The following is a 13816-nucleotide window of genomic DNA, read 5'->3' as shown; positions in this document are numbered from 1 at the left end:
AGGAATGACGGGCAAGTACGAAATTGTCGGGTCGTTGGCGCGCCATTCTCCTCGTCCACGCCTATCAGTAAAACTTGGAAAAGCTGATATGAAGTATAAGATTGGGTGATGATCAACATCAGCCCGCGCCAGCTCGAGGTGTTCGTGCAGATCGCGCTGGCGGGGAGCGTGCGCGCCGCCGCCGAACGCCTGCACCTGACCCAGCCCGCGGCCAGCATGGCGCTGGCGGAAATGGAGCGGCAGCTGGATGCGCCGCTGTTCGACCGCGAACGCGGCCGCCTGCACCTGAATGCCCGCGGCCGCGAGCTGCTGCCGTTGGCACAGGAGCTGCTGGAGCGCCATGCCGAGCTTGGCCGCCGCGGGCGCGAGGAGGGCGCGGCGCTCACCGGCGAGCTGCGCATCGGCGCCAGCAACACGGTGGGCAATTACCTGGTCGGTGAACTGCTCGGCGGTTTCGTGCACGCGTATCCGCAGGTGGCGATCCGCCTGCGCGTGGCGAACACCGAGACGATCGCCGCCGCCATGCTCGAGCACACGCTGGACGTCGGTTGCGTCGAGGGTCCGGTGGCACATCCGCTGCTGGAAGTGCGGCCGTGGCGCGACGACCGGCTGGTAGTGTGCGCGCCGCCGGAGCATCCGCTGGCGCGTAGGCGTGGCCTGAAGCCGGCGGATTTCGCCGGCGCACGCTGGGTGCTGCGCGAACCGGGCTCGGCCACCCGCGCCACCAGCGAGCGGGTGCTGTCACAACTGCCGCCCGGCGAAACGGTGCTGGAACTCGACCAGATCGAGGCAATCAAGCAGGCGGTGGTGGCCGGCCTCGGCATCGCCTGCCTGCCTGCCGTGGCGGTCACCGATGCGCTGGCGACCGGGAGGTTGAAGGCGCTGAAGACGCCGTTCCTCGACCTGCGCCGCAAGCTCTCGTTGCTGCTGCACAGGCAGAAGTACCGCGGTGCGCTGCTGGATGCGTTTCTGGCGAAGCTGTAACGACCGTGTCGTTGCCGGTGCGCTTTTCCCTGGTCATTGACCGCTGGAATCGAGAATGTCGATCGCGCTGTCCGGCAACGTCAGTTCGGCTGCGCCCATCAGTTCGTCGAGCTGCGCCGGGCTGGTGGCGCTGGCGATGGGTGCCGTGACTTGCGGCTGCGCCATCAGCCAGGCCAGCGCGACCTGTGCCGGGGTGGCGGAGACGTCGTCGGCGACCTTGCGCAGAACATCCAGCAGCGCCAGGCCGCGCCTGTCGAAGTAGCCTTCCAGGAAGCCGGCGCGCGCCTTGCCCTTCAGGTCGCCGACGCTTTTGTACTTCCCGGTCAGGAAGCCGCTGGCCAGCGAGAAGTAGCTGACCAGGCCCAGGTCGTACTCGGCGGCGATGTCCACCAGTCCGGACTCGACATCGGCGCGGTCGTACAGGTTGTAGCGCGGCTGGATGACTTCGTAGCGCGGCAGCCCTTGCCCCGTCGATACCGCCAGCGCCTCGCGCAGGCGCGCGGCTTCATGGTTGGAGGCGCCGAGGGCACGCACCTTGCCGGCTTTGACGAGTTTGGCAAACGCGCCAAGGGTTTCCTCCAGCAGCACCTCCTTGTCATCGACGTGGGCGAAGTAGACGTCGATGTAGTCGGTGCGCAGGCGCTCGAGCGAGTCGTCCACGGCGGCGGCGATGCTATCGGCCGACAGGCCCTTGTGCCGATCCCACATGCCGACCTTGGTCATCAGCACCACGTCGTCGCGGCGCCCGCGGCGTGCGAGCCAGTTGCCGATCACGGTTTCCGATTCGCCGCCGGACAGACCAGGGGCCCACGACGAGTAGACGTCGGCGGTGTCGATGGCGTTGAAGCCGCGACTGGTGAAGCGGTCGAGCAGTTCGAACGAGCGGGTTTCGTCGGCGGTCCAGCCGAACACGTTGCCGCCGAAGACCAGCGGTGCGATCTGCAGGCCGGAACGGCCGAGTTTGCGTTTGTCCATGGTGGGTGTCCTCTCGATTTGCGCGGATGGTCAGGCGATGGTTTCGACGGTGCCGCCGTCGGCGCGCAGCGCGGAGCCGGTGGTGGCGCTGGCCTGCGGGGATGCGACGTAGACGCTGAGGTTGGCGACCTCTTCCGGCGTTGCGAAGCGGCCGAGCAGGTTGGACGGGCGATTCTCGGCCAGGAACAGGCCCTCCATCTCCAGCGGCGTCACGCCGCGCCTGGCCGCCAGCTCGGTCATCATCGCCACGCCGCCCTCGGTACGCGTCGGCCCCGGCAGGATGGTGTTGACGGTGACGCCGGTGCCGGCAAGCACCTTCGCCAGGCCGCGCGAGAGGCCCTGCACGGCGGACTTGTTGGCGCCGTAATGGACCATCTCGGTGGGAATGTTGAGTGCCGACTCGCTGGACACGAACTGGATCCGCCCCCAACCGCGTTCGCGCATGCCTCGGGCGTAGTGGCGGCCCAGGCGCACGCCGCTCATGACGTTGACCTGCCAGTACTCGTCCCACCGCGCATCGTCGATGTCGAAGAACTCGCGGGTGCCGTAGACGCCGAGGTTGTTGACCAGGATGTCCGTGTCCGGTCGCACCGCGATCAATGCCTTGCAACCTTCCGCGGTGCCGACATCGGCGACCACGCCGTTGGCGTCGTCGCGGCCGCTGGCCTTGCGTACCCTGGCGACCGCAGCGTCCACTCGTTCGCGCGTGCGGCCGACGATGGTGACGCTGGCGCCGGCGCTGGCCAACCCGGTGGCGATGGCCAGGCCGATGCCGCCGGTCGAGCCGGTGACGATGGTGGTCTTGCCCGACAGATCGATGTTCATGGGGTTCTCCCGTTCGTTGCCTGCCCGGCGATCAGAACCTGTGAAGAAAACCACTTCCTGTGGTTTTCTTCTATCGTGCGTCCGGTACATGCCCGGACGCACTCACGCGGATCAGTCACTTGCGTGACCGCTCCGCGTCCGGCCATCGGGCAACTGCTCCTGCGTTGCCTCAACTCGGGCATCGGGTAACCGCTCCCTGCGTTGCCTCAACTCGGGCATCCATGCCCTCGCCATGCCATCGCCGTGGCCGGACTTCGAGGTTGAGAAATCACAACCTCTCAGCCGAAGCGGAAGGCGGAAATCGTGGTGTCCATGATCTTTTCCGAGTACGCCTGGCGGCCTGCGGAGTCGCCGGCGGCACCGGCGGCGACCATCAGCGGAAGCAGGTGCTCCTCGGCGCCGGACGGGTGGCACATGCGCGCGTTGGGAGCTTGCATCCAGTGGGTCAGCAGCGCATCGCGGCGATCCGGGGCGCTTTCCACCGCCGTCGTCAGCCAGTCGTCGAACTCGGCCGAGATCGGCGTGAAGCGCGGGTCGCCGTAGCCGCGCATGTTGTGGAAACTCATGCCGCTGGCGACCACCAGCACGCCCTGGTCACGCAGCGCGGCCAGGGCACGGCCGGCGGCGATGTGCGCAGCCGGGTCGAGGTCGCGGCGCAGCGACAACTGCACGACCGGAATGTCGGCGGCCGGAAACATCAGCTTGAGTGGGATGAATACGCCGTGGTCGAAGCCGCGGTGGCCGTCGATGCGCGTGGCCAGGCCATCGCGCGCCAGCAGTTGCGCAATCTGCGTGGCCAGCCCGGGGTCGCCGGGCGCCGGGTAGGTCAGTTCATAGGTGTGTGGCGGGAAACCGCTGTAATCGTAGATCAAGGGCGGGCGCGCGTGGCCGCTGAGGCTGAACTCCGCTTCCAGCCAGTGCCCCGACACCAGCACGATGGCCCGCGGCCGCGCCGGCAGGGTACCGGCCACACCCTTGAGCCATGCGGCCAGGCGCTGCCAGGTATCGGGCGGGTTCCAGTCCATGAAGAAGCACGGGCCGGCCCCGTGGGGGACAAAAAGCACCGGCATCCGCGGGTTGGTGGCGGTGCCGGGGAGTGGTTGATTGTTCATGGCTGCAGCCCTCGTGGAATTCATCGCTCCATGATGGATTGCCTACCCGAAATAGAGAATCGGGTAATGTCAAGCAATACTTCGTACACATGGTTGGATGTGATATGGACCGGGTTACCAGCATGCACGTGTTCGTGCGTGCGGCCAGTGAGGGCAGCCTGTCCGCGGCGGCCCGCCACCTGGGCATGCCGCCGGCCATGGCCACCAAGCACGTCAATGCGCTGGAGGCGCGGCTGGGCGTGAAGCTGTTCTGCCGAACCACGCGCCGGCTGGGCAACAGCCCGATGCGGGTTTGCGCCGCGCCGGACTACCCCGACCGCCGCGGCGCATCGTCGAACTCACCCAGCACAACTGCCTGAGCTACACGCTCTCGGCCATGCAGTGCCGCCGACATTGGGCCTTTGGCAGCGGCGGCGAGCACCGCGTGCCAGTTGGCGGCAACCTGCTTGCCAACAACGGCGATGCCCTGCTGGCGGCGGCCGTGCACGGGCAGGGCATCATCCACCAGCCGCGGTTCATCGTCGGCGGCGCGTTGCAGCGCGGTGAACTGGTGGTGCTGGAACTGGACAAGCCGCCGATGGATCTCGGCGGCATCCATGTACTGTATCCACCCGATCGCCGCCCCCGGCCAAGGTGCGGGTGATGATCGATCATCTCGCACGGCGTTCGCGGGGCCGGAGCCCGGCACGCCGGCGCTTGCTTCGCACCGACCGCCCCGCGCGCGAACTCCGCGGTGAATCGTTGATCTGACCCCTCCCGGGGTGGATTGCCCCCGTTCCAAGGTGTCCGCCAAACCCGGGCCAGCTCACACCGCCCCCCTGTTTTAGGCGTCAGGGCGCGGCGTTCCCGAGGATCGCGCCCAACGTCGCGGCCACCTGCTCGTGGGTGCGCGCGCGCAACAAGGCCGCGGCGTGGCGGCGCAGGTGGGCGTGGCCGAGCGTGGCGAGGCGGTCGCGTACCTGCAGGATCTGCGCCGGATGCATGCTGAATTCGTTCAGGCCGAGCAGCAGCAACAGCGCGGTGAAGTTCGCGTCGCCGGCGATCTCGCCGCACAGGCTGACCGGCTTCTTGGCGCGGCGGCCGGAAGTGAGCACGTGCGAGATCAGCCGCAGCAGCGCCGGCTGCAGCGGGTTGTAGATGTTCTCCAGCGCGTCGTTGCCGCGGTCGGCGGCGAGTACGTACTGCGCCAGGTCGTTGGTGCCGATGGCGAGGAAGTCGGCATGCTCCAGCAGCGCGCGCACGTTGATCGCCGCCGCCGGCACCTCGATCATCGCGCCCAGCGGCAGCTTCTCCGGCAGGTCGATGTTCTCGCGCTTGAGGTCCTGCCGCGCCAGATTGAACAGCGTGCGCACCGCGATCAGCTCGTCCGGCTGGGTCACCATCGGCACCAGCACGCGCACCGGGCCATAGCAGGCGGCGCGCAGGATCGCGCGGATCTGAGTGGTGAACACCGCCGGGTAGCGCAGCGACAGGCGCACGCCGCGCACGCCGAGCGCCGGGTTGTCCTCGCCGCGCAGGGCGAGCCCGGCGGCGTCGGCCTTGTCGGCGCCCAGGTCCAGCGTGCGGATGGTCACCGGCAGGCCGCCCATGCCCATCACCAGGTCGCGGTAGGCGATGAACTGCTCGTCTTCCGACGGCAGGCCCTTGTGCTTGAGGAACAGGAACTCGGTGCGGTACAGACCCACGCCGTCGGCGCCGCGGGCGCGCGCCAGCGCCACGTCGGCGGACGTCTCGGCGTTGGCCAGCAGGGTGATCTCCACGCCGTCGCGGGTGCGCGTGGGCGCGTTGGCCAGCTTGGCCAGCCGCCGGCCTTCGGCGGCCGCCTCGCGCTGCCAGGCACGGTAGCGCGAGAGATCCTGCGCGGCCGGGTGCACGATCACCTCGCCGCGCTCGGCGTCGAGCAGGATCAGGTCGTCGTCGTGGATGTTGGACAGCGCGTCGCGGGTGCCTACCAGCATCGGCAGGCCGAGGCTGCGCGCCAGGATCGCGCTGTGCGAGTACGCGCTGCCGGAGCTGGCCACCACGCCGAGCAGGCCGTTGCCGGCCAGCTGCGCCATGTCGGCTGGCGCGATGTTGTCGGCGATCAGAATCTCGCCCACCCGTGCGGCCAGCTTGCGTTCTTCCGGGCTGGTCTGTCGCTGCAGCGCGGAGATCACCCGGTTGATCACCTGCTCGACGTCCTCCTTGCGGCTGCGCAGGTAGGGGTCGTCCATCGCCTCGAACACCGCGGACAACCGGTCGCGCTGTTTCTTCAGTGCGGCGCCGGGGCGGTAGTGGCCGATCCGCACCAGATCGTCCAGCCCGCGCAGCAGCTCGGCGTCGTCCAGCAGCAGGCTGTGCGCGTCGATGAACTCGTTGACCTCGCGCGCCAGCGCGCCGTGCAGCTTGCCGCGCAGCTCGCGCAATTCCTGCCGCGCGGTGTCCAGCGCCTGGTGCAGCTTGGCCAGCTCGCCCTCGACCTCCTCCTCGGCCAGCGGCCGGGTATCCACCGCATAGCGGCTGGGCTGCACCAGCCGCGCACGGCCGAGCGCCATGCCGTGCGCGGCGACGGTGCCGGCGAGGAGGTGTCTCACGAGCGCCCCCTTGGGGCGCCGGGATTCGGGATGCGGGATATGGGATTCGGTTTGAAGCCGGGATTCGGGATTGGGAATTGGGGATTCGGCAAAGCGGGCCGCGGCAAGACCCGCCGCAGCGGCGCTTTTGCTTTTTCGAATCCCGAATCCCGTATCCCGAATCCCATCGCTTTCAGGCTCCTTCGTCGAACTTGCGTTCGAACAGCGCGACCACCGCGGCCAGTGCGGCTTCCTCGTCGGGGCCGTCGGCGCGGACGGTGAGCGGGCTGCCGAGGCCGGCGGCCAGCATCATCACGCCCATGATGCTTTGTGCGTTCACTTCGCGGCCCTTGCTGACCAGGTGCACGGTGGCTTTGAAACCCTGCACCAGTTGTACCAGTTTGGCCGAGGCGCGGGCGTGCAGGCCGAGCCGGTTGGTGATGACGATCTCCTTTTCAAGCATGGTCGATGAAGATTCCCCCGCGGCCACCGCTGGCCGCGATTTCGGCCAGTTCGTCCAGCGGTTTTTCCGCATAGTTGAGTACGCGCAGCAGCATCGGCAGGTTGAGCCCGGAGACGCAGTGCAGGTGTACGCCCAGCGCGCCCAGCGACAAGCCGATGTTGCACGGCGTGGCGCCGTACAGGTCGGCCAGGATCAGCACGCCGTCGCCAGAGTCGAGCTCGCGCGCGTGGTGCGCGGTGAGCGTGCGCATCACGTCGGGGTCCGCGCTGGGCGGCACCTCCACCGCCGCCACCTTGAGCGGCAGCCGCGGCATCACGTGGTGCGCGGCGGAGATCAGCGCCTGGCCGACCGCCTCGTGGGTCATCAGCAGCACGCCGACGCTCACGGCCGGCGGCCCGTGCGGAGGGTGGTCGCGGACGGCATGGCCATCACTCCAGTTCGCGGTGGAAGGTGAGCACGCCCTCGCGGCGCGAGCGATAGTGCGCGGCGAGCTTCTCGACCAGGTAGACCGAGCGGTGGCGTCCACCGGTGCAGCCGATCGAGATGGTCACGTAGCTGCGGTCGTCCTGCTCGAAGCGCGGCAACCAGGCGTCCAGCCAGCGCGCGGTGTCGGCGAAGTATTCGTTGACCAGCGGCGCGGCTTCGAGGAATTCGCGCACGGGTGCGTCCTTGCCCGACAGCGGGCGCAGGCGTGGTTCCCAGTGCGGGTTCGGCAGGCAGCGCGCGTCGAACACGAAATCCGCGTCCAGCGGCAGCCCGCGCTTGAACGCGAACGACTGGAACATCAGGGTCAGCCCCTCGGTGGCCTGCGCGTAGCCGGTGGCCACCAGCCGGCGCAGCTGGTGCACGTTGAGCTCGCTGGAGTCGATCACCTTCTCGGCGATCGCCATCATCGGGCGCAGCAGGCGGCGTTCCTCGGCGATCGCATCGGCCAGCGACACGCCGCGCGTGGCCAGCGGGTGGCGGCGGCGCGTTTCCGAATAGCGCTTGATCAGCACCTCGTCGCGGCAATCCAGGAAGATCAGGTGCACCTGCACGCCGGCGCCGGCCAGCTCCGACAGCACGGTCGGCATGTGCGCGAAATCGGTGCTGCGGTTGCGCACGTCCACGCCCACCGCGATGCGCCGCGGCCGGCTGCGGCGGTCGCCGCGGATGGCGGCGTCGACCAGCTGCGGCAGTAGCACCACCGGCAGGTTGTCGACGCAGTAGAACTCCAGGTCCTCCAGCGCGCGCAGCGCCACCGTCTTGCCGCCGCCGGACATGCCGGTCAGCACGATCAGGTGGATGTCGTGCGGGTCGGCCAACGGGCCGGGCGGGCGGGTCTCGTCGCTCATGCTTTCACCATGGGGGCAGTCGGCGCAGCTGGTGCGCCTGGCGGTCGATGAAGGTCTGCGCCGGGTCGATGCCCTTGCTCTTCAGGGCGTGGCTGCGCACCGCCGCCTCGACCAGTACCGCCAGGTTGCGGCCGGAGGCCACCGGAATGGTGATCATCGGCACCTTCACGTCGAACACCTCGCGATGGCCGATGTCGCCGGTGAGGCGGGTCAGCGCGTCGCTGCCGGCGTCGAGGTTGAGCTCGCCGTCGCGCAGCGGCTTCAGGTGCACCACCAGGCGCAGGTATTTGGAGGCCTTGACCGACATGTGGCCGAACATCTCGCGCACGTTGAGCACGCCCAGCCCGCGCACCTCCAGCAGGTCCTGCAGCAGTTCGGGGCAGCTGCCGTCGATCACGTCCGGCGCGATCAGGGTGAACTCGGTGGCGTCGTCGGCGACCAGCCGGTGGCCGCGGCTGATCAGTTCCAGCGCCAGCTCGCTCTTGCCGGAACCGGCCTCGCCGGTGATCAGCACGCCGATCGAGAACACTTCCAGGAACACGCCGTGCAGGGTGATCTTCGCCGCCAGCATGCGCGCCAGGTGGTACTGCAGGTAGGTCAGCAGTTCGTGGCCGCGCTTGGGGCTGATCCACAGCGGCGTGTTGGTTTCCTCGGCGACCTCGCGCAGGTCGGCCGGTACGGTCTGGTCCTTGGTCACGATCAGCGCCACCGGCTGGTAGGCGGCGATCTTGTGCATCACTTCCCAGCGCTGGCGCGAGTCCAGCCCGTCGAGGTAGTTCAGCTCCTCCGAGCCGATGATCTGGATCTTGTTCGGGTAGATGACATTGAGGTAGCCGATCAGCGACGGCCGCCGCGCTTGCGCCACACCCGGCTCGAGCGCGCGCGATTCCCCGCGCATGCCGGACACCCAGCGCAGGGCCATGCGCTGGTGGACGCCATCGTAAAGTTGTCGCGCGCTGATCCGGTCCAAGCCTTGGGTCCTTTGCGCCGCGTGTCGGTAGCCGGTGGGCCGCGGCGGTGCGCGGCCATTGTGCCAGCTTGGGCAGATACGCGCGTGCAGAGGGAGAAACGGCCCGCCCTGGAACGGGCGGGCCGCGGTTGGCGGGAACCGCTTTCGGTCAGCCGTACTGGCGTTCGTCGCGCGTCTCGCGCTGGTGCTTGTCGGCGACCTTCTCGCGGTACTTGCGCAGCTGGGCGACCAGCTTGTCGAACAGCACGTCGATGGAGGCGTACATGTCGGCCTCGGTGGCCTCCGCGTGCAGGGTGGCGCCGACGACGCCCAGGGTGCCGTCGGCGCGGTGCTGCAGCTTGTCGACGGACAGCACGATCGCCAGGCTCTTCAACTTGTCGTCGAGGCGGGTGAGGCGGTCGAGTTTGGCGGTGGCGTGGTCGCGCAGGGCCGGGGTGACTTCGATCTGCTGACCGCTGAGTTGGAATTGCATGGGGCGCCTCCTCTGGTGGTGCAGTGCCGCGTTTCGCGGCGGGTGGACGTGCCTCGCGCGGGGCGACGCACATCGTCAATCATCCTGTCTCTGCTATGGGAACGCTTTGACGATAACCAAGTTCCCGCGGGCGGCCTGCGACAATCAGCCCGCGCGCTGGCGTTCGCTGGAGGTGGGTATGCGCAGTCCCTCCCGATACTTGGCCACGGTGCGGCGGGCGACCTGGATGCCCTTGCGCTGCAATTCTTCGGCGATCGCCAGGTCGGACAATGGCTTGCGCACGTCCTCGGCGTCGATCAGCTTGCGCAGCATGGCCTGGATCGCGGTGGCCGAGGCGCTGCCGCCGTCCTCGGTGGACACGCCACTGGAAAAGAAATACTTCAGCTCGAAGGTGCCGCGCGGGGTGTGCAGGTACTTGCGCGTGGTGACGCGCGAGATGGTCGACTCGTGCATGCCCACTTCCTCGGCCACCTCGCGCAGCACCAGCGGGTGCATCGCCTCGGGGCCGTAGTCGAGGAAGGCGCTTTGCCGCCGCACGATCGCCTCGGCGACCTTCAGCAGGGTTTCGGCGCGCGATTCCAGGCTCTTGATCAGCCAGCGCGCCTCCTGCAGCTGGCCGCGCATCCAGCTGGCGTCCTCGCCGCGGGCCTGGGCGATCAGGCCGCAGTAGTGCTGGTTCAGGCCCAGCCGCGGCTGCGCGTCCGGATTCAGGCTGACCCGCCAGCGGGTGCCGTCGCGCAGCGCGTAGACGTCCGGCGCCACGTATTCCACCGGGGTGGCGTCGAGGGCGGCGCCGGGGCGCGGGTCGAGGCTGCGGATCAGCACGGCCGCGTCGGCCACGTCGTTCTCGTCGGTGCGCAGGCGCCGCGCCAGCCGGGTGATGTCGTTGCGCGCCAGCAGTTCCAGCTCGGTGTCGACGATGCGCAGCGCGAGGTCGCGCTGCGGCGTGTCCGGGTCGAACTGTTCCAGTTGCACGCGCAGGCAGTCGCGCAGGTCCAGGCTGGCCACGCCGGCGGGGTCGAAACCCTGCAGGCAGCGGCGCACCTCCTCGATCTCGGCGATGCTGGCGTCGAAGGCGGCGGGCAACGCGGCGAGGATGGCTTCCAGCCCCTCGGCCAGGTAGCCGGCAGGGTTCAGCGCGTCGATCAGCACGGTGGCGATCAGGTGCTGGCGCGGGGTGAACGAGGCCAGGTTGAGCTGCCACAGCAAGTGCTGCTGCAGGGTTTCCGGCGCGGCGTTCTGCGGCTCGAAATCCTCATCGCCGCGCGTGCCGCTGCCGCTGTTGCTGCCGACGCTGTTGCTGGAGAAGTCGATCGGCGTTTCGGCCACGCCGCCGTCGGACCAGTCGCTGGTCTCGCCGTCGTCGCCGGCGGTGGCGGCGACCGCTTCGACGCTGGGGTAGTCGCTTTCGACGACGGCGTCCTCGGTCGCCTCCTCGTCCTCGACTTCCTCGGCGAACTCCAGCAACGGGTTGCTCTCGGCAATCTGCCGCAATTCGGCTTCCAGCTCCAGCTGCGACAGCTGCAACAGGCGTATCGCCTGCTGCAGTTGCGGCGTCAGGGTCAGCTGCTGGTGGAGGCGAAACTGCAGTGCGGGTTTCATGCCAGCCAGTCGGGGGAGGGGAGGGTCGACCCAATCCTAGCGCGTGCCCGCGGGTGCGGCCATAGCGGCCGCGGGCGGAAACCGGTCGTGACAGGATGGGTCAGAGCCGGAACTCGCGGCCCAGGTAGACCTCGCGCACCTTCTCGTCGGCGAGGATGTGCGCCGGGGTGCCGCGCGAGAGTACCTCGCCCTCGTTCAGGATGTACGCGCGGTCGCAGATACCCAGTGTCTCGCGTACGTTGTGGTCGGTGATCAGCACGCCGATGCCGCGTTCCTTCAGGTGCCGCACGATGCGCTGGATCTCGCCGACCGAGATCGGATCGACCCCGGCGAACGGTTCGTCCAGCAGCATGTAGCGCGGGTTGGCGGCCAGCGCGCGGGCGATCTCGACCCGGCGCCGCTCGCCACCGGACAGGCTGATGCCCTTCTGCGCGGCGATGTGGGTGATCTTCAGTTCGTCCAGCAGGTTTTCCAGTTCGCTGTCGCGCTGCGGCGCGCTGAGCCCGTTGCGCAGCTCCAGTACCGCCATGATGTTGTCCGCCACGCTGAGCCGGCGGAACACCGACGCTTCCTGCGGCAGGTAGCCGATGCCGAGCCGGGCGCGCTCATGCATCGGCGCGCCGGTGATGTCCAGCTTGTCCAGCTTGATCGTGCCGGCATCGGCTTCGATCAGGCCGACCACCATGTAGAAGCAGGTGGTCTTGCCGGCGCCGTTGGGGCCGAGCAGGCCGACCACCTCGCCTTCGCGGATCGAGAAGCCGAAGTCCTTGACGACCTGGCGCGACTTGAAACTCTTCTGCAGACCTTCGGCGGACAGCATCGGTTACCGCTGCCCCTGCGGCGCGGAACTGCTCCTGGCCGGAGCCGGCGCGGCGGCCGGCTGCGACTTGGATTTGAAGGTCATGTGCACCATGCCGTCGCCGGCGCTCTCGCCAGTCATCTGGCTGGTTTCGGTGTTGTAGGTGAGCCGGTCGCCGCGCGCATCGCCGCGGCCCTTCTGGGTGACCGAGGCGTTGCCGCTGAGCACCGCGATGCCCTTGAGGTTGTCGTAGTCGAGCGTGGCGGCGTCGCCCAGCATCAGGTTGCCGTTGTCGTCCAGCTGCTCGAGGTGCGCCGGGCTGCCGGTGATGACCACCCGGCTGATCTGGGTGTCGGCGTCGAAGTACACCTTGGCCTGCGCACCGGTGGCTTTCAGCGTGCCCTGGGTGATCACCACGTTGCCGGTCAGCGTGCTCACGCTGTTCGGCTTCTGGAAGCCGTCGAAGTTCTTCGCGGCAACCTGCATCTCCTGCTGGCGGTCGCTTTTCCTGGCCAGCGCCGGCTGGGCCGCGAGCAGGCCCAGGGCCGCGATGGCAAGCGCGAACCTAGCGCTGGCGCGGCGGGAAGGTGGCATGGACATCATCGAGCAGCTCCAGGTGTTTGTCGTTGAGGTCGGCGCGCATGCCGACGCCGCTGATTCTAGTGCCGCCTTGCACCATCTGCGCCGGGGCGGCGGTTTCCAGGCGGTTCTGCTTGGGCCAGGCGGTGACGTCGGCGGTCTGCAGGTGGGTTGCCGGCGTGTCGCCGAACGCCGTCCGGTTCATTTCTACCGGGCCCTGCAGCTTGAGCTGGGTGCCGTCCTTGTTGACCCAGCCGTACAGCGACTGGCCCAGCCAGTCGGGCACGCCGGCCTGGTTGGACGGCAACTGGAAGGTGGGCGAGCTGAGGTACAGCGAGTCGTCGCCCTCGCGTCGCTCCAGGTGCGGCGACTGCAGGTAGAAGCTGGGCAGGCCTTCGGCGTTGTACTCGGTCATGCGTGCGTCGGTGAGGGTGTAGCCGGAGCGCGGCGGGCCGACGAAGTCGCTGGTCCGCGGTGCCGGCCCGAACCACCACAGCAGCAACTGGACCACGCCCGCAGCCAGGGCGATGGCGAGGGTCGCGGCCGGCAGGCGCCGGTCACGCAGCCAGCGGCGCAGCTTCATTGCCAACGCTCCCGCTCGGCGGCGCCCTTGCCCTGCGCGTGCAGGATCAGGTCGCACACCTCGCGCGCCGCGCCCATGCCGCCGCCGCGAGTGGTCTGCCAGTGCGCCGCCGTGGCCACCCAGGGGTGCGCGTTGGCCACCGCCACCGCCAGCCCGGCGAGACGCATCGGCGGCAGGTCGGGCAGGTCGTCGCCGGTGAAGGCGGCTTGCTCGGGCGCCAGTTGCAGCGCGTCGAGCAGCTCACGCAGGCAGGCGCGCTTGTCGCCCTGGCCCTGGTAGACGTGGGTGATGGCCAGTTCCTCGGCGCGCAGCGCCACTGGGTGGCTGATCCGCGCGCTGATGATCGCCACCTGCACGCCGTTGGCCTGCAGCCGCTTCAGGCCGAGCCCGTCGTGCACGTAGAACACCTTGGTCTCACGGCCGTCCTCGCCGTACCACAGGCGCCCGTCGGTCAGCGTGCCGTCCACGTCGAACACGGCCAGGCGGATTTTCGCGGCGCGGGCGAGCAGGTCGGCGGGGAGGTTGGTGAGGTAGTTGGTGGGCACGGGCAAGATTTCAGGGAGTGC

Annotated in this window: 17 protein-coding genes; 3 read left to right on the top strand and 14 right to left on the bottom strand. The window is 68.8% G+C overall.

The features are described 5' to 3' along the window. Window positions 1-108 precede the first annotated feature (108 nt). Window positions 109-984: a LysR substrate-binding domain-containing protein gene (locus AC3WTD_RS08765; RefSeq protein ID WP_235642380.1), complete on the top strand. Its 876-nt coding sequence runs from the start codon at window positions 109-111 to the stop codon at window positions 982-984. Window positions 985-1017: 33 nt separating this feature from the next. Here AC3WTD_RS08765 and AC3WTD_RS08760 read toward each other — a convergent pair whose 3' ends face one another. From AC3WTD_RS08760 to AC3WTD_RS08750, 3 genes are all read right to left on the bottom strand, one after another. Further along, on the bottom strand, window positions 1018-1959 hold the full coding sequence (locus AC3WTD_RS08760) for an aldo/keto reductase (protein ID WP_027492619.1): 942 nt from the start codon (window positions 1957-1959) through the stop codon (window positions 1018-1020). A 30-nt stretch (window positions 1960-1989) separates the two neighbouring features. After that, a complete protein-coding gene (locus AC3WTD_RS08755; protein ID WP_027492618.1) occupies window positions 1990-2784 on the bottom strand; it encodes an SDR family NAD(P)-dependent oxidoreductase in 795 nt (264 codons plus the stop codon). 278 nt (window positions 2785-3062) lie between these two features. Further along, window positions 3063-3896: a DODA-type extradiol aromatic ring-opening family dioxygenase gene (locus AC3WTD_RS08750; protein WP_221174200.1), complete on the bottom strand. Its 834-nt coding sequence runs from the start codon at window positions 3894-3896 to the stop codon at window positions 3063-3065. 104 nt (window positions 3897-4000) lie between these two features. On the opposite strand from AC3WTD_RS08750, the gene AC3WTD_RS08745 reads away from it, so the two are divergent. Both AC3WTD_RS08745 and AC3WTD_RS08740 read left to right on the top strand, forming a co-directional pair. Beyond that, window positions 4001-4255: a helix-turn-helix domain-containing protein gene (locus tag AC3WTD_RS08745; protein WP_221174199.1), complete on the top strand. Its 255-nt coding sequence runs from the start codon at window positions 4001-4003 to the stop codon at window positions 4253-4255. Beyond that, window positions 4189-4539, top strand: coding sequence for a LysR substrate-binding domain-containing protein (locus tag AC3WTD_RS08740; RefSeq protein WP_221174198.1), 351 nt, complete (start codon window positions 4189-4191; stop codon window positions 4537-4539). Before AC3WTD_RS08745 ends, AC3WTD_RS08740 begins: the two co-directional genes overlap by 67 nt. Window positions 4540-4726: 187 nt before the next feature. Here the strand turns inward: AC3WTD_RS08740 and ptsP are convergent, their stop codons facing one another. From ptsP to AC3WTD_RS08685, 11 genes are all read right to left on the bottom strand, one after another. Next, entirely contained in the window at window positions 4727-6469 is a 1743-nt protein-coding gene (gene ptsP, locus AC3WTD_RS08735) for a phosphoenolpyruvate--protein phosphotransferase (protein WP_027492614.1), read from the bottom strand. A gap of 172 nt (window positions 6470-6641) precedes the next feature. Further along, window positions 6642-6911 (bottom strand): HPr family phosphocarrier protein, encoded by a 270-nt coding sequence (locus tag AC3WTD_RS08730; protein ID WP_008433967.1) that lies wholly within the window; start codon window positions 6909-6911, stop codon window positions 6642-6644. Further along, entirely contained in the window at window positions 6904-7296 is a 393-nt protein-coding gene (locus AC3WTD_RS08725) for a PTS sugar transporter subunit IIA (protein ID WP_008433969.1), read from the bottom strand. Before AC3WTD_RS08725 ends, AC3WTD_RS08730 begins: the two co-directional genes overlap by 8 nt. A 43-nt stretch (window positions 7297-7339) precedes the next feature. Next, window positions 7340-8245, bottom strand: coding sequence for an RNase adapter RapZ (gene rapZ / locus AC3WTD_RS08720; protein WP_027492613.1), 906 nt, complete (start codon window positions 8243-8245; stop codon window positions 7340-7342). A 4-nt stretch (window positions 8246-8249) separates the two neighbouring features. Then, window positions 8250-9215, bottom strand: coding sequence for an HPr(Ser) kinase/phosphatase (gene hprK / locus AC3WTD_RS08715; RefSeq protein WP_027492612.1), 966 nt, complete (start codon window positions 9213-9215; stop codon window positions 8250-8252). Between the two features lie 148 nt (window positions 9216-9363). Further along, entirely contained in the window at window positions 9364-9687 is a 324-nt protein-coding gene (hpf, locus tag AC3WTD_RS08710; protein ID WP_008433976.1) for a ribosome hibernation-promoting factor, HPF/YfiA family, read from the bottom strand. A 144-nt stretch (window positions 9688-9831) separates the two neighbouring features. After that, entirely contained in the window at window positions 9832-11289 is a 1458-nt protein-coding gene (locus AC3WTD_RS08705; protein WP_027492611.1) for an RNA polymerase factor sigma-54, read from the bottom strand. A 100-nt stretch (window positions 11290-11389) separates the two neighbouring features. Continuing rightward, window positions 11390-12109, bottom strand: coding sequence for an LPS export ABC transporter ATP-binding protein (lptB, locus tag AC3WTD_RS08700; protein ID WP_027492610.1), 720 nt, complete (start codon window positions 12107-12109; stop codon window positions 11390-11392). 3 nt (window positions 12110-12112) lie between these two features. After that, complete coding sequence (lptA, locus tag AC3WTD_RS08695) at window positions 12113-12691, bottom strand: lipopolysaccharide transport periplasmic protein LptA (RefSeq protein WP_492613547.1); 579 nt, start codon at window positions 12689-12691, stop codon at window positions 12113-12115. Continuing rightward, window positions 12654-13250 carry an LPS export ABC transporter periplasmic protein LptC gene (gene lptC, locus AC3WTD_RS08690; protein ID WP_027492608.1) on the bottom strand — a complete coding sequence of 199 codons (597 nt, stop codon included), beginning with the start codon at window positions 13248-13250 and terminating at the stop codon, window positions 12654-12656. The genes lptA and lptC overlap by 38 nt, the downstream gene beginning before the upstream one ends. Then, entirely contained in the window at window positions 13247-13795 is a 549-nt protein-coding gene (locus AC3WTD_RS08685) for a KdsC family phosphatase (protein WP_027492607.1), read from the bottom strand. Before AC3WTD_RS08685 ends, lptC begins: the two co-directional genes overlap by 4 nt. Between the last annotated feature and the right edge of the window lie 21 nt (window positions 13796-13816).

Source organism: Rhodanobacter sp. FW106-PBR-R2A-1-15 (assembly GCF_058789735.1).
This window is presented reverse-complemented; position numbering and strand designations above follow the sequence as displayed.

Excerpts from the sequence above, each read along its gene's own strand:
- AC3WTD_RS08760 (WP_027492619.1), bottom strand. The coding sequence starts at position 1,959 with ATGGACAAACGCAAACTCGGCCGTTCCGGCCTGCAGATCGCACCGCTG.
- rapZ (WP_027492613.1), bottom strand. The coding sequence starts at position 8,245 with ATGAGCGACGAGACCCGCCCGCCCGGCCCGTTGGCCGACCCGCACGAC.
- AC3WTD_RS08745 (WP_221174199.1), top strand. The coding sequence starts at position 4,001 with ATGGACCGGGTTACCAGCATGCACGTGTTCGTGCGTGCGGCCAGTGAG.
- AC3WTD_RS08730 (WP_008433967.1), bottom strand. The coding sequence starts at position 6,911 with ATGCTTGAAAAGGAGATCGTCATCACCAACCGGCTCGGCCTGCACGCC.
- hpf (WP_008433976.1), bottom strand. The coding sequence starts at position 9,687 with ATGCAATTCCAACTCAGCGGTCAGCAGATCGAAGTCACCCCGGCCCTG.
- lptB (WP_027492610.1), bottom strand. The coding sequence starts at position 12,109 with ATGCTGTCCGCCGAAGGTCTGCAGAAGAGTTTCAAGTCGCGCCAGGTC.
- AC3WTD_RS08750 (WP_221174200.1), bottom strand. The coding sequence starts at position 3,896 with ATGAACAATCAACCACTCCCCGGCACCGCCACCAACCCGCGGATGCCG.
- AC3WTD_RS08765 (WP_235642380.1), top strand. The coding sequence starts at position 109 with ATGATCAACATCAGCCCGCGCCAGCTCGAGGTGTTCGTGCAGATCGCG.
- AC3WTD_RS08705 (WP_027492611.1), bottom strand. The coding sequence starts at position 11,289 with ATGAAACCCGCACTGCAGTTTCGCCTCCACCAGCAGCTGACCCTGACG.
- lptC (WP_027492608.1), bottom strand. The coding sequence starts at position 13,250 with ATGAAGCTGCGCCGCTGGCTGCGTGACCGGCGCCTGCCGGCCGCGACC.
- lptA (WP_492613547.1), bottom strand. The coding sequence starts at position 12,691 with ATGATGTCCATGCCACCTTCCCGCCGCGCCAGCGCTAGGTTCGCGCTT.
- AC3WTD_RS08755 (WP_027492618.1), bottom strand. The coding sequence starts at position 2,784 with ATGAACATCGATCTGTCGGGCAAGACCACCATCGTCACCGGCTCGACC.